Origin of the sequence: Pedococcus sp. KACC 23699, assembly GCF_045348425.1 — a bacterium.
Taxonomy (GTDB): domain Bacteria; phylum Actinomycetota; class Actinomycetes; order Actinomycetales; family Dermatophilaceae; genus Pedococcus.
The window spans coordinates 247,045-271,770 of record NZ_CP157483.1 but is presented as its reverse complement, the minus strand read 5'-3'; the positions used below and the strand labels follow the sequence as shown (position 1 = coordinate 271,770).

21 protein-coding genes are annotated in these 24,726 nt (G+C 72.8%); 11 read left to right on the top strand and 10 right to left on the bottom strand.

The features are described from left to right. Positions 1-44 precede the first annotated feature (44 nt). Both ABEG17_RS01255 and eccD read right to left on the bottom strand, forming a co-directional pair. The gene (locus ABEG17_RS01255; RefSeq protein WP_406831439.1) at positions 45-1,037 is read right to left on the bottom strand and encodes an LPXTG cell wall anchor domain-containing protein; all 993 of its coding nucleotides are present in this window, start codon (positions 1,035-1,037) and stop codon (positions 45-47) included. A 126-nt stretch (positions 1,038-1,163) separates the two neighbouring features. Beyond that, positions 1,164-2,501 (bottom strand): type VII secretion integral membrane protein EccD, encoded by a 1,338-nt coding sequence (eccD, locus tag ABEG17_RS01250; protein WP_406831438.1) that lies wholly within the window; start codon positions 2,499-2,501, stop codon positions 1,164-1,166. A gap of 204 nt (positions 2,502-2,705) precedes the next feature. Here eccD and ABEG17_RS01245 point away from each other — a divergent pair, with 204 nt between their 5' ends. The 8 genes from ABEG17_RS01245 (at position 2,706) to ABEG17_RS01210 (ending at position 9,434) form a co-directional block, all read left to right on the top strand. Next, positions 2,706-3,017, top strand: coding sequence for a WXG100 family type VII secretion target (locus tag ABEG17_RS01245; RefSeq protein ID WP_406831437.1), 312 nt, complete (start codon positions 2,706-2,708; stop codon positions 3,015-3,017). An 11-nt stretch (positions 3,018-3,028) separates the two neighbouring features. After that, on the top strand, positions 3,029-3,307 hold the full coding sequence (locus tag ABEG17_RS01240) for a WXG100 family type VII secretion target (RefSeq protein ID WP_406831436.1): 279 nt from the start codon (positions 3,029-3,031) through the stop codon (positions 3,305-3,307). A gap of 91 nt (positions 3,308-3,398) precedes the next feature. Continuing rightward, a complete protein-coding gene (locus ABEG17_RS01235) occupies positions 3,399-4,031 on the top strand; it encodes a hypothetical protein (RefSeq protein WP_406831435.1) in 633 nt (210 codons plus the stop codon). 36 nt (positions 4,032-4,067) lie between these two features. Next, positions 4,068-5,525 (top strand): S8 family peptidase, encoded by a 1,458-nt coding sequence (locus ABEG17_RS01230; RefSeq protein ID WP_406831434.1) that lies wholly within the window; start codon positions 4,068-4,070, stop codon positions 5,523-5,525. A gap of 1 nt (position 5,526) precedes the next feature. Then, on the top strand, positions 5,527-7,164 hold the full coding sequence (locus tag ABEG17_RS01225) for a WXG100 family type VII secretion target (RefSeq protein ID WP_406831433.1): 1,638 nt from the start codon (positions 5,527-5,529) through the stop codon (positions 7,162-7,164). Positions 7,165-7,225: 61 nt separating this feature from the next. Beyond that, positions 7,226-8,206, top strand: a complete 981-nt coding sequence (locus ABEG17_RS01220) for a hypothetical protein (protein ID WP_406831432.1) — start codon at positions 7,226-7,228, stop codon at positions 8,204-8,206. After that, positions 8,203-8,949: a hypothetical protein gene (locus tag ABEG17_RS01215; RefSeq protein ID WP_406831431.1), complete on the top strand. Its 747-nt coding sequence runs from the start codon at positions 8,203-8,205 to the stop codon at positions 8,947-8,949. Before ABEG17_RS01220 ends, ABEG17_RS01215 begins: the two co-directional genes overlap by 4 nt. Continuing rightward, positions 8,946-9,434 carry a hypothetical protein gene (locus ABEG17_RS01210; RefSeq protein ID WP_406831430.1) on the top strand — a complete coding sequence of 163 codons (489 nt, stop codon included), beginning with the start codon at positions 8,946-8,948 and terminating at the stop codon, positions 9,432-9,434. The genes ABEG17_RS01215 and ABEG17_RS01210 overlap by 4 nt, the downstream gene beginning before the upstream one ends. 78 nt (positions 9,435-9,512) lie before the next feature. Here the strand turns inward: ABEG17_RS01210 and ABEG17_RS01205 are convergent, their stop codons facing one another. Genes ABEG17_RS01205 through ABEG17_RS01195 form a run of 3 tightly spaced genes read right to left on the bottom strand, consistent with a single transcriptional unit; the run spans position 9,513 to position 13,375 of the window. Continuing rightward, on the bottom strand, positions 9,513-10,937 hold the full coding sequence (locus ABEG17_RS01205) for a hypothetical protein (protein ID WP_406831429.1): 1,425 nt from the start codon (positions 10,935-10,937) through the stop codon (positions 9,513-9,515). After that, the gene (locus ABEG17_RS01200) at positions 10,934-11,770 is read right to left on the bottom strand and encodes a hypothetical protein (protein WP_406831428.1); all 837 of its coding nucleotides are present in this window, start codon (positions 11,768-11,770) and stop codon (positions 10,934-10,936) included. Before ABEG17_RS01200 ends, ABEG17_RS01205 begins: the two co-directional genes overlap by 4 nt. An 18-nt stretch (positions 11,771-11,788) precedes the next feature. Next, positions 11,789-13,375, bottom strand: coding sequence for a hypothetical protein (locus ABEG17_RS01195; RefSeq protein ID WP_406831427.1), 1,587 nt, complete (start codon positions 13,373-13,375; stop codon positions 11,789-11,791). A 167-nt stretch (positions 13,376-13,542) separates the two neighbouring features. Between ABEG17_RS01195 and eccCa the strand changes: the two genes are divergently transcribed. The 3 genes from eccCa (at position 13,543) to ABEG17_RS01180 (ending at position 18,941) form a co-directional block, all read left to right on the top strand. Then, the gene (eccCa, locus tag ABEG17_RS01190) at positions 13,543-17,511 is read left to right on the top strand and encodes a type VII secretion protein EccCa (protein WP_406831426.1); all 3,969 of its coding nucleotides are present in this window, start codon (positions 13,543-13,545) and stop codon (positions 17,509-17,511) included. 81 nt (positions 17,512-17,592) lie between these two features. After that, positions 17,593-18,354, top strand: coding sequence for a lysophospholipid acyltransferase family protein (locus ABEG17_RS01185; protein ID WP_406831425.1), 762 nt, complete (start codon positions 17,593-17,595; stop codon positions 18,352-18,354). Between the two features lie 128 nt (positions 18,355-18,482). Then, entirely contained in the window at positions 18,483-18,941 is a 459-nt protein-coding gene (locus ABEG17_RS01180) for a hypothetical protein (RefSeq protein ID WP_406831423.1), read from the top strand. A 27-nt stretch (positions 18,942-18,968) separates the two neighbouring features. Here the strand turns inward: ABEG17_RS01180 and ABEG17_RS01175 are convergent, their stop codons facing one another. From ABEG17_RS01175 to ABEG17_RS01155, 5 genes are all read right to left on the bottom strand, one after another. Further along, positions 18,969-19,505 carry an NUDIX hydrolase family protein gene (locus ABEG17_RS01175; RefSeq protein ID WP_406831422.1) on the bottom strand — a complete coding sequence of 179 codons (537 nt, stop codon included), beginning with the start codon at positions 19,503-19,505 and terminating at the stop codon, positions 18,969-18,971. A gap of 140 nt (positions 19,506-19,645) precedes the next feature. Next, positions 19,646-21,001 (bottom strand): FAD-binding oxidoreductase, encoded by a 1,356-nt coding sequence (locus ABEG17_RS01170; protein ID WP_406831421.1) that lies wholly within the window; start codon positions 20,999-21,001, stop codon positions 19,646-19,648. Further along, positions 20,998-21,894, bottom strand: a complete 897-nt coding sequence (locus tag ABEG17_RS01165; RefSeq protein ID WP_406831420.1) for an ECF transporter S component — start codon at positions 21,892-21,894, stop codon at positions 20,998-21,000. Before ABEG17_RS01165 ends, ABEG17_RS01170 begins: the two co-directional genes overlap by 4 nt. Then, the gene (locus ABEG17_RS01160; protein ID WP_406831419.1) at positions 21,891-23,633 is read right to left on the bottom strand and encodes an ABC transporter ATP-binding protein; all 1,743 of its coding nucleotides are present in this window, start codon (positions 23,631-23,633) and stop codon (positions 21,891-21,893) included. The genes ABEG17_RS01165 and ABEG17_RS01160 overlap by 4 nt, the downstream gene beginning before the upstream one ends. After that, the gene (locus tag ABEG17_RS01155; protein ID WP_406831418.1) at positions 23,630-24,724 is read right to left on the bottom strand and encodes an energy-coupling factor transporter transmembrane component T; all 1,095 of its coding nucleotides are present in this window, start codon (positions 24,722-24,724) and stop codon (positions 23,630-23,632) included. Before ABEG17_RS01155 ends, ABEG17_RS01160 begins: the two co-directional genes overlap by 4 nt. Positions 24,725-24,726 lie beyond the last annotated feature (2 nt).

Here is a 24,726-nt window from a genome sequence, read left to right as displayed (position 1 = left end):
CGTGGTGGGCCGCGCGGCGACGCGGCCCACCACGGTGGAGCAGGTCAGTGCCGGCGGTCGTACCCGGCGGCGAAGCGCCGACGGACCAGCAGCAGGGTGCCACCCACCAGCAGCAGGCCACCGGCCAGGGTGGCGGTCGAGGTGAGCTCGGAACCGGTGCGGGCGAGCTGCGCCACGCCGGGGATCGCCGCTGCCGCAGCGGACGGTCGCTGCTGGACGGCGCGGGCGGCGCGCGCCCGCTGCTCGGCGGTGATCCGGTCGCGGTACGACGCGTCCGCGCACAGGAGCCCGGAGCAGTTCGCGCCGAGGCCGGCGTCGACGCCGGCGTTGTCACGGCCGACGCCGCCGGTGGGTGCGGTGACGGTTCGGGTCGGACGGCCGGCGCCGGGGGTCCCGGGCGTGCCGTGGCCGTTGCCGCCCGGCGGGGCCACGACCGGCGGGGCTACGACCGGCGGGGCTACGACCGGCGGGTCCCCGCCCGGGTTCGGGTTGTCCCCGCCCGGGTTCGGGTTGTCCCCGCCCGGGTTCGGGTTGTCCCCGCCCGGGTTCGGGTTGTCCCCGCCCGGGTTCGGGTTGTCCCCGCCCGGGTTCGGGTTGTCCCCGCCCGGGTTCGGGTTGTCCCCGCCCGGGTTCGGGTTGTCCCCGCCCGGGTTCGGGTTATCCCCGCCCGGGGGTGTGATGACGACTGGGCAGGTGGCGAGGTCGGTGGGGTCGGTGCAGAGGTCTCCCGGATCCGGCGGGTCGATCGGGGGGCACAATTCGGCGCCGACGATGCCGCAGAGCTCCGGCGGCGGGTCCAGCTGGCCGTCCGCCTCGGCGCGGAGCAGCGCCAGCGGCGGGCAGCCGGCTGTGGCAGCACCGGACGCGGTGGCGGTGCCTGGATCCACTGCACTGGTGGTCGCCGTCGCCGTCGCCGTCCGCGGACACACCACCGATGTCGCGTCCGCGGCGTGCGCTGCGGCCTGGCTCGCGAACGCCACCCCGAGCGCGAGGAACACCGAACCGGTCAGGGCGCCGACGCGCCGTACTGCACTCACATTTCCCCCTGCAACTGTGGTCGAACGACGTACTTCCCCTGGCGCGGTGACACACCGAGCCGCGCACATGCTACGGGTAATCCACACCAAGGGACCACATGATGGCAAAGACTGACAGAACGTCGCTCAGATCAGCCCGACCACGGCGAGCGACACCGGCAGCAGGGCCACGAGGCAGGTGACGTCGAGCGCGTCGGCGAGTCGACCGAGGCGCACCCGCGACCGGGGCGCGATGAGCGCCAGCGCGACCACGACGGCCGCTGCTCCCGCGAGGACGACGCCGACCGCCGGCCGCCACTGCGGGTGGTAGAGCGCGGCGCTCACGGCGACGGTGGCCAGGCCGAGGATCCCGACGACCATGGACAGCAGCACCGCCGAACGGGTGCGACTGTGCCGGGTGCGCAACAGGATCGCGGCGAACCCGAGCCCGCCGAGGACCGTGCCCATGACGCCCGTGGCTGCGGCACGCGGCGCGGTGAGGACGGCCAGGAGGCCGACGACGACTCCGGTGGCGAGCACGAGCTCGTGGCCGCCGAGCACCTGGCGCCGCACATGGGCGTCCTCGACCTCGGGGGCGTCGGCGAAGATCTCCGCCTCGGTCCTCGGCGGGTTGCCGCTGAGCCGGGTCGAGGAGACGGCGAACCACGGCAGGAGGTTGCCGGCGATCACGGCGACGGCGAAGGTGACGGCACACACGGACCCGACGGACCACTCGAGCAGGCCGACCGCGGCACCGATGACCGCGATGGCGGCGCCGAGCACGGCAGCCCCCGCGAGCAGGGGCCGGTGCTCCCTGGACAGGGCGGCGCACACGGCCCCCACGACCAGGGCGCCGGCGCCGGCATACATGAAGGGCTCTCCCCACACGGTGCCCTCGGTGGTGACGGCCGAACCGGCCACCGCCGCGTAGACGACGGCGACGAGCCCGAGGGCAGCAGCGGGCAGCGGCTGGTGGCGGGCGCGACCGAGCACGGCGGAGGTGACGACGAGGAGCACTGCGACCGCGGCGGACATCCCGAGGACCAGCGCGCCGTTGGCGCGGGCGGTGAACAGGGCGAAGGCACCGGCGAGGAAGAAGACGACGGCGGCGCCGAGCGCGCTGCGCGAGCTGTGCTCGGGGGTCCACGGGGCGAACTGGGACTCGACGAGGTCGGAGACCGCCTCGACCACGTCGTCGTAGACCTTGAGCTCGAGGGGTTCGCCGGCCTGCTCGAGGCTCAGCACGAAGCCGTCCTCGACACCCTGCGCGGCCAGGCTCCGGTCCGCGTCCACGGGTACGCCGTCGTGGCGCACGAGGCGGAAGCCCTGCGCGGCCGTGTCGAGGTCCAGGGCGCCCAGCTCGCGGGCCAGCTCGGGCAGGAGCTCGGCCACCGGCACCCCACCGGGGAGACCGAGATCGGCCCGCCGGGTCCCGGACGTCACCGACAACCGGATCAAGGATGCGACGGTGCTGGTCTGTGTCACGGGCCCCTCCACGGGTGACGACGGCGGTGCCCGACTTCGGGCGACTAGCAGCATAGAGGGGAGTTCTCCCCATATTCTGACGTCGAGGGATGGTTTAGTGTCCTTTTTCAGGTCCCGGGGGAGTCTTGGGACCTGAACTCTGTGGACCAGACGTCGGACGGCGTCATCGTGCCCCGAGGGGGGCTTTACACAAGGAGGCAAGACATGGCTGCAGAAGTTTCCGCTGCCGATGGGGCCCTAGAGCGTGGGGCAAAGATCGTCTCGGACACCCGCTCCGAGCTGACCAGCGAGCTCGCTGGGCTGCGCGGCAAGCTCGCCGGCATCGGCGCCCAGTGGAAGGGGTCGGGCTCGACCAGCTTCCAGTCGGCCATGACCCGCTGGGACGAGGACTCGAAGAAGATCATCGACGCCCTCAACTCCTTCGAGCAGAACCTGCGCTCGTCGCAGACCACCTACACGCAGCGCGACGAGACGGCCCAGTCCTCGTTCAGCAAGCTGCAGTCCCGACTGGGCTGAGGGGGACAGACATGTTCAAGGTTGAGTTCGGTGCCCTGCAGCAGGCTGCAGGCGACATCAAGACCGGTGCCAACAACATCGACAGCAAGCTGTCCCAGATGGACCAGTCCCTCGCGCCGCTGCGCTCGGACTGGACCGGTGGGGCCTCCGAGGCCTACGTCCAGGCCAAGGCCCAGTGGACGCAGGCGATCACGGACATGAAGCAGCTGCTGACCGACATCGGCACCGCCGTGGACAGCAGCCAGCAGGACTACACCGAGGGCGAGAAGCACAACACCAACCTCTGGTAGGCAGCACGGTCGTGCCGGAGCCCTGGGTTCCGGCGCGAGCCGCGCAGGCTACGGGCGGGAGGCGTGGACCGGCGAGGGGCAGGTCCACCACGTGACGAAAGGGGAGGACGGCATGGCGGGACCGCAGTACGACTTCGAGGCGATCAAGGGCCTGGCGACGAAGTGGGGCACCGAGTGGGACGAGAAGTCCACCAAGGCGCTTGGCCACATCAAGTCCGGCAAGCTGGACCAGGACGCGTTCAGCGAGGCGCAGGCGGCCCAGGCCTTCGGCGCCCTCTACACGGACGCGCACGCCGTCTACCTCGCCACCATCGAGGGTGTCCAGAAGGACTTGGCCGACTTCAGGGAGAAGCTGCGCCTGGCCGCGGAGACCATGGAGAAGCACGACGGCAACGCCGCAGCGGTGATGCAGACCCTGGCGTCGCGCTGGACCTCCGACGAGGGCTTCCACAGCGCGCAGGCGGGAAAGCGCGAGGAGGACGAGATCGCCCGCAAGCACAAAGAGGACGGGACGCCCGCTCCCAGCGTGCAGACCGAGCAGACCTCTGCCCAGGATGGTGGGGCCCCTGACTCCGGATCGACTGCGGCGGACGGCTCGGGCCAGAAGGTGTACGGCGGCGACGGCAGCGGTACCTCCGCGCCCCCGCCGGACGACAAGGACACCAAGACCGAGTCCTACGCCTCCAACCAGAACCCCTACGCCAACAACGCTCCGCAGTACTGAGCGCTGACCTATCCGACCACTGTGGGAGCCCACCTCGTGACTGCGCGCCACCTCCGTCGCTGCCTCGGCGCGGCCGCCGCCGCGACGACCGCCAGCGTCGTGCTGCTCGTCCCGGCGAGCGCGCAGGCGACCCCCTCGACCGCGTCGGCGCTCGCCGTGCGTCCCGTCGCAGTGGCCGCCGGGGTGGTCGCCGACGACGCTGCCGACCTGGCGAGGGCCAGCTGGTGGCGCGACGCGATGGGCGTCGACGAGATGCAGCGCACGGCCACCGGCAAGGGCATCACCGTCGCAGTGATCGACGGCCCGTTCAACGCCCAGGTGCCCGAGCTCAAGGGCAAGCTCAAGGCCAGGAGCACCTGCCCCACGGCACCTGCGCAGACCACGGACGCCATCGCCTCGCATGCCACCACCATGGCCGCGCTCATCGGAGGCACCGGGAAGGGCACCGCCGGCGGCAACGGCGTCCGGGGCATTGCGCCCGACGTGCGACTCCTGGGCTACACGATCGCCGACGCGGGTGGTGGCATCAGGCCGGGAGACCTGAAGTGCGGGTCGCCGGTGAACGCCATGAGCAACGCGATCGACGCCGCCGTCAAGGACGGCGCGAACATCCTGTCGATCAGCATCGGTGCAGCTGACACCACGTCCAACCAGGCACTCGGGCGGGCCCAGCGCGCGGGCGTCATCGTGGTCGCGGCCACCGACGACCACGACAAGACCGTCGGCTACCCGGGGTTGGCCAACGGTGTCCTGGCCGTGAACGCCGTGGACCAGAAGGTCCAGCTGGCCACGTTCTCGGCCCCCTGGAAGTACCGCGACGACATCGCCACAGTCGCCCCGGGGATCGAGGTCAACTCGATCTACCGCACAGAGAACGGCTGGACGAGTGCCGGGAGGGCCGGCGGCTCCTCGCATGCCGCGGCGATCGTCTCCGGCGGGTTGGCCCTCGTGTGGTCGCACTTCCCCAAGGCCACCGCCAACCAGATCATCCAGCTGATGGTCAACACGCCGGGGATCAAGGTCGCCCAGGGCAAGGACGGGAAGAAGGGTTTCTTCACCTCCTTCCGCCGCTCCGGCGCCGGCCTTCCCCACGGTGACACCAAGACCGGCTACGGCTACGGCGTGTTCGACCCCGCCGACATGCTGAAGGGCGACCCGTCGACGTACCCGGACGTGAACCCCTTCCTGGACCCGGCCGACGGCTTCAAGCCGTCATACCAGGAAGTGACCGGCAAGGCGCCTCCGGCATCGGGCACGACGACGCCGTCCTCGGGGACGTCTCCGACGTCCGGGGCGATGCCACGAAGTGGCACGACGGCCACGAGCAAGCCCGACGGCGGTGCGACGAAAGCAGACAGCGTGAGCACGCAGGACGGCGGCACCCCGGGGTGGATCTGGGTGGCGCTCGTGCTGGTGGTGCTGGTGCTGGCAGGGGTGGGATTCGGTGTCATGCGAGGGCGTGGCACCACGACCAACAGTGGAGAGGGGAACTGACATGGTGCTGGCAGACAGCGGTGGCGGGGGTTACGCCGGGGGGCACAACGAGAAGGAGCTCATCAAGATCTTCAGCTTCTACGTGAGCGACGTGAATGCCAGCGCCGACCAGTGGAGCAAGGCCTCCGAGGGGATCCTCCAGGTCTCCAAGGACGTCGAGTCCGCGATGAACGACCTCGACGAGCACTGGTCGGGGCCGGCATCCGCGGCGGCGCAGGACGCCCTGACCAAGCTCAAGGCCAACCTCGTCGAGCACTCGAACAACCTCAGCGACGTGAACAAGGCCCTCACCGCGGCCGCCACGGCAGCCGACACCGCGCAGGCCAACTACGGCAAGCTCCCGTCGGCGTCCATCACCGACACCAGCCAGTACGACCAGCCGGTGCAGGGCCCGACGCCCGACGGCAAGCCCATGACCAAGTTCGACGACGCGGCATACCAGGCCGACCTCGCGGAGAAGCGGCGCCAGCGCGAGGAGGCGGCTGCGCGGTACGTCACCCAGATGGACGGTGACATGACGACCGCCGGCGACCTCCTGGGCTCCGGGCAGCGCCAGGGCACGCCGGGGTCGACGGGCGGGGGCGGGGGCACCGGCGGCAGCGGTGGCGGCGGCAGCTACGACGGCAGCGGCAGCTCGGCCTCCGGCTACTCCGCGGCCGGTGGCGGCGGCAGCTACTCCGGCGGGGGCAGCAGCGGGTTCAGCGGTGGCAGCACAGGCTCGACCTCCGTGCACCACGCGACGGTCGGGTGGAACACCGCCGACGGTGAGGGCACGTTGGGGGTGCTGGTCCCCGGCGCCACCACAGGCACGGGCCAGCCCGTCTCGGGACTCGGGGTGGGGGTCTCCGGTCTCGGCGACCCCAGCGCTGGTTCGGGTGACCACCTCACCTCGGTCGACGGCAGCGTCTCGGGCACGGTCCATGGCGCCGACGGCTTCTCGGGGCTCGCTGGTGGCGGTGCCGCGGTTTCGGGCGGTTCCTCCGGTCTGGGTGGCGTCGCCGGCGCAGCCGGTCTGGGCGGGGTCGTCGCCGGTGGGGCGGGCGCCCTGCTGCGCGGCGGTGGCGGCGGAGGGCTGCAAGGCCTGTCCGGCCTCGCCGGCACCGGCGCCCGTGGGTTGTCCGGGGCGGCGCTGTCCGGCTCCCCGACCCCCGGCGGAGGTCGGGGCGCGACGGGCGGTGGCAGTGTCACCAGTCGCGCCGCCGGAGGTGGACGCGGCGGTGTCACCGGCGCCAGCGGCACCGGTGGTGCAGCCGGTACGACCGGTGCGGGCGGCACGAGCGCCGTCGCAGCCGGTGGCGCAGGCGGTCGTGGGGGCATGGCCGGTGGCGCCGGCGGCGGCACCGGTGGAAGCACCGTCAAGGGCGCCTCCGCGGGCGGGAAGTATGGCGTGCCGAAGCTCGACGGAGCCGGAGGACGCAGCGGCGCCAACGGGGCCGTGGCCGCAGGCGGGGAGCGCGGCGCGGGTGCCGCAAAGGGCGCCGGCGGCCGGGGCGGTGCCTCGGGCGCGGCCGGCGCCGGTGGCTCCGGTGGCCGTGGGGGCAGCGACAAGCAGGCCAAGGACCGCGACCACCTCACCCACGAGGACGAGGACAACTGGTACGAGGACGCCGAGGCGAGCCCGGCGGTCTGGCAGGACTGACACGCGGGCAGGGCGCAGGCCCAGCACCGGCACACGACCGAGAGCAGGAGGAGGGGACACGATGGGCGACGGGGGATTCGACGTCGAGATCGGTCAGATGGACCGGGCCAAGCAGCTGTTCGACCGGCAGCAGGGGCACATGGCGGCCATCAACAGCTACATCGGCAGGACCTGCACGGCCCCCGGCGCCTTCAGGGGGCTCATGGGTCTGCTGCAGGGGCACTACTCCGACACGCTGGCGAGCGCCCAGACGGGCATGACGTCCGGGGCGGGGATCGCCGAGCACTGCAGCACCAAGATCAGCCAGACCCAGTCGACCTACCTCGACAAGGATCGCCAGGCCTACGACCGGTTCGCGGCCAAGGAGAAGGCTGCGGGCCGGACCGTCGCCCCCTACAAGCCCCCAGCGGGCGGAGGTCCCCTGGGTCCTGCGCAACAGACCTTTCCCGGCCCGAAGGCCGGGGAGGCGGGGAGCGGGGGTTCAGCCGTCACCTACCTGACGGGCACGGCCAAGGAGATCGGCAAGGCCGGCCTCCAGGAGGCGCTCGACCGCAACGACCCCGAGAACCGTCGTGCCAACCCGAACCGGCTCGACCAGTGGCGCGCCGGCCTGTACAACCGTTGCCTCTACGGCAGCGGTGAGGGGCTCGACCCCGCCGGCGGGTACCGCACCGGGGACGACTACTCCCACAACACGCGGATGCAGAGCGGGTTCGACCAGGGTTACCACCGCGGTTCGAGGTATGCCGCCGACCACGTGCCTGATGGCACGGCCTACACCGGTGCTGCCGACCAGGACGGGAACATCACGCAGAACCGGCGCCCCGGCTCGGCCTGGGCCAGCGACGAGGCCACGGCACCCGTGCGCGCCGTCACCGCGGGTCAGGAGCTGTACAACGAGACGACGGACACGATCCAGGCCGGGACAGACCTCTACGACGCCTACCAGACGAACCAGGACGTCCACCACCTCGCCGACGGCCCGAGCAACACCGGGTCCCGCGACTGGTCGACGCACGACACCAAGGGAGGCACGTGGTGAGCGTCGCCGAGACCATCGACCCGCAGTCGGCTCTGTTCGCCCCGAGCATCCCCGACGGCACCGACTTCGCCCAGGAGCTCGAGTCGGACTGCGGCTTCATCCTGGGGCACCTCATGGGGTTCATCCGCAACGCGTTCGGGGTGAGCCCGATCGAGGAGCTCGTCAAGCCCCTGGTCGGCGACTGGACCGAGATGGAGCGCGCCCAGGGCGGTTGGCTCCAGGCTGCCGAGGCCTGCGACGGCGTGGGCAAGAACTTCGCCGCGCTCCCTGCACAGACCTCGTCGTCCTGGCACGGTCAGGCGGGCGACGCCTTTCGCGGTCGGATGACGAGCGTCGCCGACGGCTACTCGACGTACGGCAAGGGCTGCTCGGCAATCTCCGAGCTGAGCTCGGCCCTCGTCGAGGGAGCCAAAGCAGCGGCCTCCGGCATCGCCACGATCATCTCGTTCATCGGTGACATCGTCGAACGGCTCGTCGTCGAGGCGAGCGTGCCGGTCGTCGGATGGCTGGTGGGTGCGGCCGACGTCGCCATCCACATCAAGTCCTTCTGGGACAAGATCAACAAGGGCTACGAGCTCCTCAAGAAGTTCCTCAGCATCATCCACAAGGTCGTCGGCGTCATCGAGAAGATCGTCAAGGTCCTGGCCGTCCTCAAGACGACCCTCCACGGACTGACCACGCTGGTGCAGGCCGACACCGCCAACACCGCCGACGACGCGGCAGACAGGGCGTTCGGGACATGAGTGACCACACCTTCGGCGCACCGCGCCGCAGCTTCGGCGACGCCGACCACGCGCTGGGCGAGCACCGCGCGGCGATGGGCGAGATCCGTGAGCTCCTCGGGGAGCTCAGCGACCTGAGCCGGGGCTACGCCGAGGAGCTGCGTGGCTTCCGCGAGGAGATGGCGGGCAAGGACGAGGAGCGCGCCGAGCAGGCCCGCGACGGTGTCCTCGGCTCGGACTGGCAGCGCATCCAGCAACGCATCGACCGCGGGGAGACCTCGCTCGAGGCCGTCGTCCGTGGTGAGGACACCTCGATCGAGGCGACCGAGCTGCGCCGGACCGCATCGGAGAACTCCGAGGCCCTGGCCGCGATGCAGGAGGCCGAGCCCGGGGACGCCGAGGAGGACGAGCAGGGGGAGGTCTTCGCGCAGGTGCGCCGTCAGCAGCAGGAGCTGCAGGCGATGATGGCGCAGATCCGTCAGATCCCGCGCCCCGGCACCTTCTGATCAGGGGCGGACCGCCCCTGATCTCCCCGTCTGACGGCGCCTGTGGCACCTCGTGACCACGAGGTGCCGCCTGCACCGTCAGACGGACCCCCGCCCGCGGTCCGTGCTGAGGCCGCGGGTGCGGCGGGAGTGCTGGACGAGCCCGAGCGGGTCGCCACGGCGGAACACCGCGTGCAGGGTCCAGAGCACGGCGACCGCCAGCACGACCGGGAAGACCACGGCCGCCGTGGCCGCCCGCACCTCGTCGGTGTGGCCCGATATGCGCCCCACGAGCCCGGCGGCGAGGGCCACCAGCCAGGCGAGTCCACCGCTGCCCACGACGACGAGGATCCAGTAGGGCCACATCCCGACGACGTCGCGCACCTTCGGTCCGCTGCCGGCACTGCCCGCCGCCGCCGACGCGCCAGTCACGGCCTCCCCGAAAGCCTCGGCCCGCACGTCTCGCTCCGCGCCCAGCAGGACGCTGTGGCCGGTGACGACTCGGGTCAGGGTCACGGTGACGACCAGGAGGGGGAGCAGGAAGACCGCGGTCGTGACGAGGGGTGCGGCCGGGTTGCTGGTCCCGGTGACGAGGACGGCGGGCTGCCAGAGCAGGATGCCGAGCACGATGTCGACAGCGGCGAACGCCGGCACGGAGAAGCCGGCCTGCGTGGCGGCCACCGCGGTCGGGAGACGGAGCAGGCCCACGCGGCGTCCGTCCAGGACGGGGGCGGTGCCGGTCGCCTCGACGACGTCGTCGCCCTGGGACGCCAGCGTCCGGGACCACCGGAACAGTGATACCCGCGAGTCGTAGACGCGCCTGGTCCGCTCGAGGGGACCCTCGGCCGTCCCTGCGGCCGCCACGAGGTCACCGGCGGCGCGCGGTCCGACGAGGAGGGTGGACAGGAGGACGGCCGACCACGCGACGAGCGCACCGAGGGCCGGCAACGGGGTGAACACGGGCAGCCAGAACATCCGCGCCCGGTAGTAGCCGTCCATCTCGCGATCCGCCCACGGGGCGATGAAGAAGCGCACCGCCCCGATCCACTGACTGAGGGCGGCGGCAGTCGCCACGTGCAGCGGCAGGACCATGGAGGTGCCGTCCAGGGCACGGCGGAGCGCGGTGGCGGAGGCCTCGCCGGCGCCGGCCCCGGATGGTGCAGGCAGGGCCACCGTGAACCTGCGCAGCCCGCGCACGGTGACGGCGGCACTGTCGTGCAGGCCCGGGGCCGACCAGGCGACAGGCCTGGGCAGCCCGTCCCGGTCGAACACGGCACCTGCCCGGCGCGTGAGCTCCGTGTCAGGGACTGCCTCGGCCTTGGACAGGGCGGTGACGATCCGCGAGGCCGCGTACGGCGTGAGCACGAGCAGGGCCACAGGCCCCGAGATCGCCACGACGACGAGCCCGGTCGCGCCGCCGGTCAGGGCGTACAGGGCCATGACGGGGCCGAAGGCCGCGATGGCGAGCAGGTAGCCGCCGACCGCCCAGGACGCGACGGCACGCAGGACACCGAGTGTTCTCATCCGGGCAGGACCTCGTCCGCGGGCTCCTTGTCGCCCAGGCGCTGCCACCAGCCGCGGCGGCGCACCAACGCGCTGATCGCGCCGGCCTGGATCGGCAGCCACAGCAGGGTGGCCACGCCCAGCCACACCCAGTTGCGGGTGCGGTCCGCCGGGGACAGCGCGTCGCCGGTGACCAGGCGGGCGTAGGTCGGACCGCCGACGACGACGTCCTCGTCGCCGGTCACCTCCTTGAACGGCCGGGTCTCGAGCTGCAGGAAGGCCTTGTTGAAGTTCTTCGCCCGGTTGCTCTGGTAGAAGGTGCCGCGCTTGCCCTTGATGGAGGAGTAGACGGTCACGGACCGGCCGTCCTCGAGGGCGACCTTGGCCCGGTGCATCCCGTTGGTCAGGGTCTGGACGTCGCTGACATTGCCGCCGGGGACGCGGTCGGCCGAGAGGAGGGCCAACCCGTCGGCCGCCCGTTCTCCCGCGACGAGGGCGGGGACGACCAGCAGCACGGCCAGTGCCACGGTCCAGAGGGGGACCTTGGAGGTGACCTGGACCCCGACGAGGACGAACAGGATGACGGCAACGACGGCCAGGAACGTCGGGACGGTGCCGGGGTTGGCCGTCGAGCTGCTCGCGTCGGGGTTCAGGGCCCACCACACGGCCAGGGCCGAGACGGCCTCGAACGCCAGGACGAGCAGCAGCCTGGCCCACCAGCCAAGGCCGCGACCACCCTCGGCACCGACCTCCGCCCCCACGTCGGCTGCGCTGCGCGGACCGCGTGCGGCCGAGTCGCTGCTCCTCGCAGGGGCAGACGGACGCGTCGTCTGGGGTGGGACCGGCTCGGACATGCTGCTCCTTCGGTGGGGTCAGCCCGCGGTCATGCGACGGAAGGCTTCGATGCCGTCGGCTGCCACGATGGCGGCCGGCAGGCTGAGGACGACGGCCACACCCTCGAGGGCGTCGGCGAGCCGGGACAGGCGGGTGGAGTGCCAGCCCTGCCCCAGGGCGACCGACCCGGCGACGACGACGATGCCGGTGACGACCAGCGCGGCGATGACCACCAGCACGGTGCCCGTGCCGCTGACCTCTCGCAGGGCCACGACGGCCTCCAGCACGAGGACGGTCGCAGACGTCAGCAACGCGTACCGGGGGAGCCGGTCTCGCAACGAGCGGGACTGGTAGCCCATGGCCAGCGCGAGCAGCACGCACAGGGCCAGGGCGCCCCACCGGGCGACGCCGCTGCGGCCCGGGGTGAGGAGCACGACCGAGGTCGCGAGCGGGGCGACCGCGGCCGCCCACACGGTGCCTGCTGCCACGATGTCGCGCGCGTGGCGGAACTGCGTCGCGATCTCCTCGAGGCGGACCCGGCGTCGGCGCTGGGTGCGCACCTCGCGGACGCTCCACACGGTGGTCGAGAGCCGCTCGACGTCGACGAGCTGCTCGTCGGGGACCTCCAGCCCCAGCCCGGGGAGCAGCCGGACGGCGATGGGCGCGCACCCGGCGGCCACCGCGGCGACCGCGAAGGACGGCCACCCGAGCAGGATGCCTGCCACGCCCAACGCCCCCAGGAGGGCCAGCGCCGTCATGGCGACGCGGGCGGGACCATCGCGGCGACCGGCGCTGAGGCGGGCGGTGCCGGCCAGCGCCGTGCCCACGGCGCAGCCGGCGACGAAGGCCACCCGGCCGGAGCTGGGGGAGGCGGCGACGGGCAGGGCCAGGCCCGCGCCGAAGCCGAGCAGCGGTGCGCTGAGACGTGAGACGCGCGCGGGGGTGTCGGTGCCGGGCTGCAGCGCCAGGGCCAACCCCGTCACCAGGAGCAGGGCCGCCGTGGGCACCGCCGTCCAGAGGGCGGTGCCGGAGTGGTCACGCAGCGCACCGAGGCCGAGGACGACGGCGCAGCACCCGGCGAGACCGGCACCCGCGAACCGCAGCACGGCCGGGCTGGTGGGGACGCCTGCGGGGGTCGGCGCCGTGGTCGTCCGTAGCGCCAGCCGCTCCGCGCGGGTGGCCGGGACGGCCGAGTCGGGGGCGAGGTCGGACGATGCTCCCTCGGGCAGGTCGGTCAGGAGCTCGGAGCGTCGTCGGGTCGGCTGGTCGAGCTCGCGGCGGGCGACGGTCGCCTCGGACGGGGGGACGTACCGCCCGCCCTGGCCCTGCGGCGAGCGGGCGCCGGCGCCCTGCGCCGAGCGGTCGAGGTTGACCACGCCACGGACGACCTCGTGGGTGGTGGCCCGCACCACGGTGAGGACGACCCCCTCGGTCACGGTCTCACCCAGGATGTCGCGCATCCCGAGCACGCGCCCTCCGGGAGTGGACACGGCATACGGGCTGTTGGTCGGGGCGATGCCCAGGGCGGACAGGAGGTCGCCCACGCGCGCGTGCGCGGGCGCGACGAGGTCGTAACGTCGCTCGTCGGCCAGCACCGTCACCCGGTGCCCCAGCGCTTCCCCCACGTCTCGATCCTCCCGCGTTGTCCCTGTTGTCCCCGCCACCGGAACCTTAGCGGTCGCTGCGGGCGCAGCGCCTTGCACGCTAGGTTGTCGTCCGGACATAACCGGCCAATCCGGTGGGGAGCGCACCGGTCCGGGTGCGACCAGTGGGGCGAGAGAGGCACAGATCGATGGCAGTGACCTTGCGGCGGGGTCCGCGCGAGCATGCACCCGAGGTCCCCACGGGCCGCATCGTCCTGCAGCCCCCGCCCGAGATCGCCCCGTCCGAGGGCGCCGGCGGCCTGCTCATGAACGCCGTCCCCATGCTCGGCAGCGTCGGGTCGATCGCCTTCGTCGCCCTGTCCCAGCCCGGCGTGAAGGGTTACATCGCGGCGGGCATGTTCCTGCTCGCCTCCGTCGGGTTCGTCGGGGTCTCGGGCTACCGCCAGCGCCAGCAGCACTCCGCCGGGGTGATCGAGGCCCGTCGCGAGTACCTCTCCTATCTCGGCGAGGTGCGCGAGACGGTTCGCGAGGCAGCCAACCGCCAGCGTCGTGCGGCCCTGTGGAACTACCCCACGCCCAACGCCCTGGCGCCGCTGTGCGAGGAGCGCTCGCGCGTCTGGGAGCGGGGGTCTGGTGACGACGACTTCCTGCACGTCCGGTTCGGTCGCACCAGCCAGCCCTTGTGCATCGCCCTCGAGGCTCCCGAGACCCCGCCGATGGCCCAGCTGGACCCGGTCTCGGCGTCCGCGCTGCACCGCCTGCTCACCACCCACCGCGTCCAGCCGGACCTCCCGGCGGCCCTGTCCCTGACCTTCTTCTCCCGCGTGGAGGTGGCAGGCGACGAGAACCCCACCCGTGGCCTGGCGCGGGCCATGGTCGCTGCCGCAGCCGCCCAGCACGCGCCCGACCAGCTGCTCGTGGCCGTGGTCGCCAGCGATGAGGCCCTGCCGCACTGGGACTGGGTCAAGTGGCTCCCGCACAACCAGTCGCCGCGCGAGCGTGACGGCGTCGGGCCGTCGCGCATGGTGACGACCTCGGTGACCGACCTCGAGCTCCTGCTGCCGGCGGACGTCCGCGAGCGACCCCGCTTCGGCCGGGGCGGCCAGCCCGTCCTGCCCCACATCCTCATCGTCGTCGACGGAGGGGAGGTGCCCCCCGGCAACGCCATCGTCACCGAGGAGGGCGTCCTCGGCGTCACTGTCCTCGACCTCCCGGAACGCTGGGACGAGCTCGACGAGCCCGGTCGCATCCGGCTCGCCCTGGAGGCACCGGCCACCAGCGGTCCCCGCGCGGGCCAGGTGCCGCTGCAGATCATCACCGTCGGCGGCCAGCCCGCCCACGGGTTCGCGGACCAGCTCTCGATCGTCCAGGCGGAGGCGGCCGCCCGCCGGCTGGCGCCCCTCTATGCCGGTGCCGAGCCCGAGCGCCGCGACTCCCTGACCTCTTCCACCGAGCTGGTCGACCTCCTCGGCCTCGGCGACGTGCGTGACTTCGACCCGGAGACGGCCTGGCGGCCGCGCCTCGCCCGTGACCGGCTCCGGGTGCCGATCGGTGTCGGTGCGCAGGGCCAGATCGTCTCCCTCGACATCAAGGAGTCCGCCCAGCAGGGCATGGGCCCGCACGGCCTGGTCATCGGCGCGACGGGCTCGGGCAAGTCCGAGCTCCTGCGCACCCTGGTCCTCGCCCTGGCCATGACCCACTCGTCCGAGACCCTCAACTTCGTCCTCGTCGACTTCAAGGGTGGTGCGACGTTCGCCGGCATGGCCGACATGCCGCACGTCTCGGCCGTCATCACCAACCTCGGCCAGGAGCTGACCCTCGTCGACCGCATGCAGGACGCCCTGCACGGTGAGATGGTCCGCCGTCAGGAGCTGCTGCGGTCCGCCGGCAACTTCGCCAACGTCACCGACTACGAGAAGGCCCGGGCCAAGGGCGCCGACCTCGAACCCCTGCCGGCCCTGCTCATCGTCGCCGACGAGTTCTCCGAGCTGCTCGCCGCCAAGCCCGAGTTCGTCGAGCTCTTCGTGGCCATCGGCCGCCTCGGTCGCTCCCTGTCGATGCACCTGCTGCTGTCCTCGCAGCGGCTCGAGGAAGGGCGCCTGCGCGGTCTGGAGTCGCACCTGTCCTACCGCATGGGCCTGCGCACCTTCTCCGCCGGCGAGTCACGCACCGTGCTCGGGGTCCCCGACGCCTACGAGCTCCCGGCCGTCCCCGGCCTGGGCTACCTCAAGCCGGACCAGACGACCCTGCTGAAGTTCAAGGCCGCCTACGTTTCCGGCCCCCCGAAGGCGCGTCGCACCGCGGCGGCCACCACGGGGGCCGCGAGCAACGACATCCTGCCCTTCACCGCTGCTCCGGTGCTGCGGCTCGACGACGCCCCGGCGCCCGAGGTCGTGGACCCCGGCCCCGTCGAGGAGCGGGCGGTCTTCGACATCGCGGTCGCCCGGATGAAGGGCAAGGGCCGGCCCGCGCACCAGGTGTGGCTGCCCCCGCTCGACGTGCCCAACTCCCTCGACCAGCTGTGCGGCGACCTCGTCACCGACCCGGAGCTCGGCCTGTTCAGCCGTCGTTGGCGCGAGGCGGGTTCCCTCGTCGCGCCCCTCGGCATCGTCGACCTCCCGCTCGAGCAGCGCCGCGACACCCTGTCGGTGTCGCTGGGTGGCGCCGCCGGCCACGTCGCCATCGTCGGCGGGCCCCGGTCGGGCAAGAGCACGCTCGCCCGGACCCTGGTGACCTCCCTGGCCCTGACGACGACCCCGCTCGAGAGCCAGTTCTACGTGCTCGACTTCGGCGGCGGCACGTTCAGCCCGATGGCCAAGCTGGCCCACGTCGCCGGTGTGGCCAGCCGCAACGAGCCCGAGGTCGTCCGCCGCATGGTGGCCGAGCTGCGCGGCATCGTCGACCACCGCGAGGCCTACTTCCGCGCGCAGGGCATCGACTCGATCGAGACCTACCGTCGCCGCCGCGCCGCCGGCCAGGCTGACGACGGGTATGGCGACGTGTTCCTCGTCGTCGACGGCTGGCCCACGATCCGCAGCGAGTTCGAGGAGCTCGAGCCGCAGATTCAGGAGCTCGCTGGGCGTGGACTGACCTTCGGCCTGCACCTCGTGGCCACGACTGCCCGCTGGATGGACTTCCGTAGCCAGGTCAAGGACGTGTTCGGCACCAAGCTGGAGCTGCGCCTCGGCGACCCCAGCGACTCCGAGATCGACCGTCGCGTAGCGGCGAACATCCCCAAGGGCCGTCCCGGTCGGGGGCTGTCGATGTCCCGCCACCACTTCCTGGCCGGTGTGCCGCGCATCGACGACAGCGGCGACGTGGGTTCCCTGGGAGCCGGTGTCGACGCGATGATCGAGCGCGTCAACGCCGCGTGGCAGGGACCCGCGGGCCCCAAGCTGCGCCTGCTGCCCGAGGAGATCGGGCTCCACACCGTGCGCGAGCGGGTGGCGGCCGACGACCGACGCCTGCTGCTCGGCATCGACGAGAGCAACCTCGCGCCGATCGGCCTCGACCTCACGGAAGAGCCGCACCTCTACCTCTTCGGCGACAGCGACTCGGGCAAGACCGCCATGCTGCGCGGGTACACCGAGGAGGTCCAGCGGCTGCACACCCCGCAGCAGGCCCAGATCTTCGCGGTCGACTACCGGCGCGCGCTGCTCGGTGAGATCCCCGCCGACTACCTCGCCGGGTACCTCACCACCGAGGACCAGGCGACCGAGGAGATCCGCGACCTGGCGGCATACCTGCGTGCCCGCCTGCCCGGACCCGACGTGACCCCCGAGCAGCTGCGCAACCGCACGTGGTGGAGCGGCGCCGAGGTGTTCGTGCTCGTCGACGACTACGACCTCGTCGTCACCTCGGCCGGCAGCCCGCTGCAACCGCTGGTGCCCCTGCTGGCGCAGGCCGGCGACGTCGGTCTGCACCTGGTGCTGACGCGGCGTTCCGGTGGTGCGGCCAGGGCGCTCTACGAACCCGTGCTGCAGTCGCTGCGCGACCTCGCCGCCCCGGGCATCCTGCTCTCGGGCAGCCCCGACGAGGGGGCCCTCATCGGCACGGTCAAGCCGGCGGTGTCGGTGCCCGGCCGAGGTCGTCTCGTCTCCCGCGAGCTCGGCACCCAGGTGGTCCAGCTGGCCTTCAGCCCCTCCCGCCACGGCTGACCTCCGAGGGCACTCCGCCCTCGTCTGCGGGGTGGGCACGCCACGGCGCGCCCACCCCGCGGCACCCCCTAAAGTGGCCCCATGGAACCCGTCTACCGCAGCGTGATCGGCGTCGCCCGCGGGCTCTTCGCCGTGCAGGGCCTGAAGATCACGATGTCCGGTCTCGAGAACGTCCCCCGCCACGGTGGCGCGGTGATGGCCATCAACCACACCGGGTACTTCGACTTCACGTATGCCGGGCTGGTGGGTGTCAAGGTGGGCCGCCTGGTGCGCTTCATGGCCAAGCAGTCCATCTGGTCCAACCCCGTGGCCGGGCCGCTCATGACGGGGATGAAGCACATCCCCGTGGATCGTGAGGCGGGCACGGAGTCGTTCGCGACCGCCCTGAAGGCGCTGCGTCACGGCGAGGTCGTCGGGGTGTTCCCCGAGGCCACCATCTCGCGGTCGTTCGAGCTCAAGGACTTCAAGTCGGGCGCGGCGCGCCTGGCGCAGGAGGCCGGCGTGCCGCTGCTTCCCGTGACGATCTGGGGCTCGCAGCGGGTGTGGACCAAGGGACACCCGAAGCGGATGGGCCGGCACGGGTTCCCGCTGCGCATCTCCGTCGGCGCCCCCATACCGGTGGCCCCCGGCGATGACGTCGCCGAGGTGACGTCCCGGATGAAGGCGGCGATGCAGGCGCAGCTCGACGTGGACCAGGCCGCCTACCCCGCGTGGCCGAACGCCGAGAAGCACCTCCTCCCCAGCCGCCTGGGCGGCACGGCGCCGACGCTCAAGGAGGCCGACGAGCTGGAGCGCGTCGAGCGGGCCGAGCGGGTGCGCGCACTGCGACGTCGCTCGAGCTGACCCACGCCTGCGCTGACCAACGCCTGCGCTGACACGTGGCCGGGTTCGCCGTCCCTGCCCGTGATGTCCGGTTCGCACCCCTTAGGGTGGGCTCTCCGTACACGTCGTCACCGAGGGGGAATGGTGCCATGAAGCGCCTCAACACTGTCGTCGTCATGCTGGTCGTCGCTGGAGGGATCACCGCGTGCGGGGGCTCAGGGTCGTCCGGCGACGCCACCGTGCAGGCCACTCGGCCGTCGAGCTCCAGCAGCGCTGCGAGCCCGAGCAGCTCGTCCTCGAGCTCCAGCGAGGCAGGTGGGGCCGCGGCCGCGAAGCTGCCTGACGGCTTCCCGCTGCCTGACGGGGCCAAGGCCCAGGGTGAGGCCATGACGAGCGACACGCTCACGATCGCCGACTACACCGTGGCGGACGGCAAGAAGGCCTACGACGGTCTGGTCAGCGACCTGCCCAAGGCGGGGTGGACCATCAGCGCCAAGTCGTGGAGCGACGACCTCGGGTCGGGCACCATCACCGCTGCCGGCAACGGCACCGACGTGAAGCTGCTCGTCCTCGACAAGGACCTCAGCCTGAGCATCAAGAAGAGCTGACCTCGTCCCCGGCCGTGGTGGGTGGGGTCAGACGGCGTGACCGAGGTGGCCCAGCGCCTGGCGCAGCAGCACGCCGTGCCCGTTGTCCATGTCGGCCAGCAGGCCGGGATCCATGGCCTCCTGCGGCGTCAGCCAGGCGAGGTCGAGGGCGTCCTGCTGCGGCTGGCAGTCGCCCGCCACGGGGACGACGAACACCAGCGACACGGCGTGCTGGCGCGGGTCGTGGAACGGCGTCACGCCGGGCGTGGGGAAGTACTCGGCCACGGTGAAGGGTTGCGGGCTCGCCGGGATCTGCGGCAGGGCCATGGGGCCGAGGTCCTTCTCCAGGTGCCGGACCAGGGCGTCGCGGACGCGCTCGTGGTAGAGCACCCGACCGGAGACGAGCTCACGGTTGATCTTGCCGTCGGACGCCCGCAGGAGCAGGCCCACCGCCGTCAGCACCCCCCGGTCGTCGACGCGCACGGGGACGGCGTCGACGTAGAGGATCGGCAGCCGCTCGCGGGCGGCATCGAGCTCCTCACGGGACAGCCAGGACTCATTGCGGTCGAGTTCGAGGGGGCTCATGCGACGTTTCTACCAGCCGGGTCCGGTCGCCACCGGGACCGGTCCCGGTCGGTGGACCGGGCAAGCCCGCCGAGAGTCGGGTTCACGCGGTATCCGGTCGTCGGCAGCTGCATGGACCCGACTCTCGGCGAGGTGGGGGGTCAGGACCAGTAGACGCGACCGGGGTTGAGGATGCCGCGGGGGTCGAACAGCGCCTTGACGGCCCGCTGCCGTTCGATCGAGGCCGCCCCGACCTCGTCGGGCAGCCAGCGCGCCTTGAGCGAGCCCACCCCGTGCTCGCCGGTGATCGTGCCGCCCATGCCGAGGGCCACCTTCACCAGCTCCCCGAACGCGTTCTCCGCGCGGTGTCGGCTGTCGTCGTCGGCCTGGTCGTAGAAGAACGACGGGTGCAGGTTGCCGTCACCGCCGTGCCCGGACATCGTGATCTCGACCCCGGTGCGGGCGGAGATCTCGTGCCCGGCAACGATGAGCTCGGTCAGGTGGCGCACGGGCACGCAGACGTCCTCGATGAAGTGGGTGCCCTTGGCCACGAGGGCATGGTGCAGGGCGCGGCGACCGGCCAGCAGCGCCTCGCTCTCCTGCACGTCGTCCGCGACGGCGACCTCCGTGGCACCGGCCTGCTCGAGCAGCTGCGCGTACCGCTGGACATCCTCCGCGGTGTGCCCCGGACGGTCGGCCTGCACGATGAGGACGGCCGCGCAGCCGGTCGGGAAGCCGTAGTCGGCGATGGCCTGCACCGCTGCGAGGGTGGGCTCGTCGAGCAGCTCCAGCAGGCTGGGGCGGTGGCGCTCGCGACGCAGGGCGACGATGGCGTCGCTGGCTGCGGACAAGCTGTCGAACGTCGCCAGGGCGGTCAAAGCCGGGTCGGGTGCGGGGACGAGCTTGGTGACGACCTCGGTGACCACACCGAGCGTGCCCTCGGACCCGACGAACAGGCCGGTCAGGTCCAGGCCCGCGACCCCCTTGGCAGTGCGGTGGCCGGTGCGGATGACCTCACCCCCGGCGAGGACCACCTCCAGGGCGCGCACGTAGTCGGCCGTCACGCCGTACTTCACGCAGCAGAGCCCGCCGGCGTTGGTGGCGACGTTGCCGCCGATGCTGCAGAACGCCGACGAGGCGGGGTCCGGGGGGTAGAACAGTCCCTCGGCGGCGGCCGCTGCCTTGAGGTCGGCGTTGATGACGCCTGGCTGGACGACCGCGATCCCTTCGACCGGGTCGAGCTCGGTGATGCGGGTGAGGCCCTCGAGGCTGAGGACGATGCCGCCGTCGAGGGCCACCGAGCCTCCCGCCAACCCGCTGCGGGCGCCCTGGGGCACCACGGGCGTGCCCGTGGCCTGGGCGTGGGCGAGCACCTCGACCACGTCGCCGAGGTCCCGGGCGCGCACCACCTCGAAGCGCTCCGGCGCGAGCGCGCCGATGGACTCGTCGACGGCATACGTCGCCTTGACGTCGACATCGGTGACGGCACGGGCGAGCAGCGAAGCGGGCAGGGTCACCCGGTCAGCGTATGCCGCGTGGCCGGCTCCGGGGCGGCCGTCCCCGTGGGGTGGAAGGTGCCCTCGGCGTCGAAGGCCGCGCGTCGGGAGGCCCGGCGCAGCGTGCCGAGCACGGCCTTGCCGGTGACGAGGATGAGCACGACGTTGGTGACGGCCCGACCGATATCCCACCAGGCGGAGGTGGCGAGGGAGAAGACCGCGAAACGGTGCAGGTTCACCAGGGGCGGCGCCCCCGGCAGGAAGGACAGGTCGCCGCCGAGGCCGATCGCGAACGGCCAGAAGGAGAAGTTGAGGGCCAGGCCGTAGAGGAGGCCGGCGACCCCGCCGTACGCGGCGAGCAGGACCAGCTCCCAGCGCGGAGGTACCCGGGGCAGCAGGCCGGCGCCCAGGCCGACCCAGGCGGCACCGACCATCTGGTAGGGCAGCCACGGCCCGACACCGCCGGTGACGAGGGCGGACGCGAACAGCGTCGTCGAACCCAGGACGAAGCCGAAACCCGGCCCGAAGACCCGGCCGCCGAGCACGAGCAGGAAGAACACCGTCTCCAGCCCGGCGGTCCCGGCCCCCAGTGGTCGCAGCGCCGCACCGACGGCCGAGAGCACGCCGAGCATGGCGATGGCCTTGACGTCGAGGCCGCCCTCGCTGATCTCGAACAGCACCACGGCGAGCAGCAGCGGCAGCAGCAGCGCGAAGACCAGGGGGGCGTCGGCGCTCTGGCCCAGGCGGGAGCCGGCGGAGGCGAACAACGGCCAGAGGAAGGCGAGCAGCCCGGCCACCGAGACCAGGGCGAGCGCGGCGGTGGAACGAGGGCGCAGCGCGACGGCGCTGCGCCGGGAGTGCGACGAGGTCTCCGTCTGTCCCGACAGGGCGGGCGTGCTCGGGCGCTGCGTCATCGAGGAGCAACGCCGACGGTGGCTGGGAGGGCGGGGACCGCGCGGCGGACGTCGTCGACGGTCAGCAGCCGGGCAGGTGCGAGCACCTTGGCTACCTGGGGGGCGAACGCGGGGGAGTCGCACAGGACGTCGGTCGCCGGGCCGTCGGCCACGACCCGGCCCTCGGCGAGGACGACGGCGCGGTCGGCCACCGTGGCGGCGAACTCGACGTCGTGGGTCGCGACGACGACGCCGCCGCCGGCCGCGGCGAGGTCGCGCACGAGGCCGGTCAGGGCGGCCTTGGCGGGGTAGTCCAGCCCTCGGGTGGGTTCGTCGAGCAGGAGGACGCCGGGGGCGGCGGTGAGCTGGATGGCCACCACCAGGGCCAGGCGCTGGCCCTCGGAGAGGTCGCGGGGGTGCGCGGCGCCGTCGATGCCGGGGGCGATCCGGTCGAGGTGTCCGCGGGCCGTGCCCGTGTCGGCGCCGGTCTCGGTGTCGGCCTGGGTGCACTCGGCGTCCACGGTGGGCAGGTAGAGCAGGTCGGCGGCGTTCTGCGGGACCAGGCCCACGTGCCGTCGGCGGGACCGTGGCGACTCCCGGGCCGGGTCGACCATGGCCCAGGCGCCGGCCGCTCTGGATTGGGTGCCGGCGTCGCCTCCGGTGCCGGCGTCGCCCCCGGTGCTGACCACGACCTCGCCGGCGTGGCGTGGACCCGATCCGTGCAGGGCCCACAGGAGCGAGGACTTGCCCGAACCGTTGCGGCCCATCAGCGCCACCACCTCGCCCTGCTGCACCGACAGGTCGACGCCGTCCACCGCGGTGAGGTCGCCGTGGCGCACCTCGACCGCGCTGGCAGCCAGCAGGAGGGCGTTCGGGGACGGGGTGTGCCGAACAGGTGCGGCCACCTCGTCGGCGGTGGGGCCTGCGGCGAAGGATGCGCCGAGGTCCGCCCGCAGGTCGGTGGCAGCCCTGCGGGCGTCGCGCACGGTGAGGGGCAGCGGCTGCCAGCCGGCCCAGCGGCCGAGGTGCACGACCGGCGGGGCGAGCAGTGAGCGGGTCATCAGCTCGGTCGGCGCTCCGTGGCTGACCGTGCCGTCGTCGGCCACGACGACGAGCCGGTCGGCGAGCCCGACGATGCGCTCCAGCCGGTGCTCGGAGACCAGCACGGTGAGCCCGAGGTCGTGGACCAGGCGCGAGAGGGTGGCCAGCACCTCGTCCGCGCCGGTGGGGTCGAGGGCGGAGGTGGGTTCGTCGAGGACGAGGACACGGGGGTTCGCGGTGAGGACAGAGCCGATCGCGACGCGCTGCTGCTGGCCACCGGACAGGTCGCGCAGCGGGGCGTCCCGCAGGTCGGCGATCCCCAGCAGGTCGAGCACCTCCTCGACCCGGCGGCGCATCGCCGACGGCTCCACCCCGAGCTGTTCGAGCGTGTAGGCGAGCTCTTCCTCGACGGTGTCGGTGACGAAGCCGGCGAGGGGGTCCTGGCTCACGACGCCCACCACGTCGGCGAGGTCACGCGGCCGGTGGGTGCGCGTGTCCAGTCCGGCGACGGTGACCCGCCCGGACAGGTGGCCACCGGTGAAGTGGGGAACGGTGCCGTTCACGGCGCCGAGGAGGGTCGACTTGCCCGACCCGGTGCGGCCGACGACGACGGCGAGCTCGCCCTCCTCGACCTCCAGACAGACCTCGCGCAGCACGGGCCGGGGCGCCCCGGCATACGTCACGCTCACGTGGTCGAGGACCACCACGGGGGCGTTCACGGTCGGGCTCCGCGCCGGGGCGGCTCGGGGGCGGCGACCGCGGGCAGGGCGCCGAGCAGCAGGCCGGCGACCGCGAGCAGGGGCAGTCCGGGCGGCGCCAACGGCTCCAGCGGCAGGGTGAGGGCAGCGGGATCCGCGTGGGCGGAGACCATGACCAGGGCGGCGGCTGCGACGCCCGACCCGGCGACCAGCCACTCCGGCAGGCCCCAGGGGTCGGGACGGTAGGCGGTGCGCGCGACGGCCCGGCCGCCCACGCGCAGGCCCGCGGCGCACAGGGCCAGCCCGGCGAGCAGCATCGGCAGGCCCACGACGGCCGGCGCGGTCGCGTCCAAGGCGCCATACGTGCCGACGGCCGCACCGAGCAAGCCGGTGAGGGTCAGCGCGCCGGTGAGGTGGCGGGTGCGAGCGGACTGGGCGGGGCGGCGACCGTACCCGCGGGAGTCCATCGCCGACGCCAGCAGCAGCGACCTGTCGAGGGTGTCCTGGAGGACGGGCAGCGCGACCCGGCCCACGGACCGCAGCCCGGTGCCGCCCTCGCCGCGCAGGACCCTCGCGCGGCGGACCCGCTGCACGCTCTCGGCGAGCTGCGGCGCGACGGTGACCGAGATGACCACGGCCGTACCGATCTCGTGCAGGGCGCTGGGCAGGGCACGCAGGAGGCGCTTGGGGTTGGCGAGGGCGTTCGCGGCGCCGATGCAGACGATGAGGGAGGCAAGTCGCAACCCCTCGACCGCGGCGGCGAGGACCCCTTCGAGGTAGACGGGGCCGAGGATCGTGATGCCCGGCAGGTTGACGCTGGGCAGCGAGTAGAGCCTGACCTGTCCGAACTTGAACCCCACGAGCAGGTGCAGGAGCACGCGCAGCACGATGATCGACGCGCCGAGGACGAGGTAGAGCCGAAAGGCACGCGCCCAGGGCGAGCTGCCGCGCCGCGCCGCCACGACCAGCGAGGCGACGCTGACCGCGAGCAGCAGCAGGAGCGGGTTGGTCGTGCGCGAGCACGCCACGGCCAGCCCGATCGCCCAGAGCCACCACGCCACGGGGTGCAGGTGGCGGGGGAGCGGGTTACGGACCAGCCGTGGGGTGGACATCG

Bases quoted from the DNA above. Each gene is read 5' to 3' on its own strand.
- ABEG17_RS01245 (WP_406831437.1), top strand. From the start codon at position 2,706: ATGGCTGCAGAAGTTTCCGCTGCCGATGGGGCCCTAGAGCGTGGGGCA.
- ABEG17_RS01240 (WP_406831436.1), top strand. From the start codon at position 3,029: ATGTTCAAGGTTGAGTTCGGTGCCCTGCAGCAGGCTGCAGGCGACATC.
- ABEG17_RS01225 (WP_406831433.1), top strand. From the start codon at position 5,527: ATGGTGCTGGCAGACAGCGGTGGCGGGGGTTACGCCGGGGGGCACAAC.
- ABEG17_RS01220 (WP_406831432.1), top strand. From the start codon at position 7,226: ATGGGCGACGGGGGATTCGACGTCGAGATCGGTCAGATGGACCGGGCC.
- ABEG17_RS01210 (WP_406831430.1), top strand. From the start codon at position 8,946: ATGAGTGACCACACCTTCGGCGCACCGCGCCGCAGCTTCGGCGACGCC.
- ABEG17_RS01205 (WP_406831429.1), bottom strand. From the start codon at position 10,937: ATGAGAACACTCGGTGTCCTGCGTGCCGTCGCGTCCTGGGCGGTCGGC.
- ABEG17_RS01200 (WP_406831428.1), bottom strand. From the start codon at position 11,770: ATGTCCGAGCCGGTCCCACCCCAGACGACGCGTCCGTCTGCCCCTGCG.
- eccCa (WP_406831426.1), top strand. From the start codon at position 13,543: ATGGCAGTGACCTTGCGGCGGGGTCCGCGCGAGCATGCACCCGAGGTC.
- ABEG17_RS01185 (WP_406831425.1), top strand. From the start codon at position 17,593: ATGGAACCCGTCTACCGCAGCGTGATCGGCGTCGCCCGCGGGCTCTTC.
- ABEG17_RS01180 (WP_406831423.1), top strand. From the start codon at position 18,483: ATGAAGCGCCTCAACACTGTCGTCGTCATGCTGGTCGTCGCTGGAGGG.
- ABEG17_RS01175 (WP_406831422.1), bottom strand. From the start codon at position 19,505: ATGAGCCCCCTCGAACTCGACCGCAATGAGTCCTGGCTGTCCCGTGAG.
- ABEG17_RS01165 (WP_406831420.1), bottom strand. From the start codon at position 21,894: ATGACGCAGCGCCCGAGCACGCCCGCCCTGTCGGGACAGACGGAGACC.
- ABEG17_RS01155 (WP_406831418.1), bottom strand. From the start codon at position 24,724: ATGTCCACCCCACGGCTGGTCCGTAACCCGCTCCCCCGCCACCTGCAC.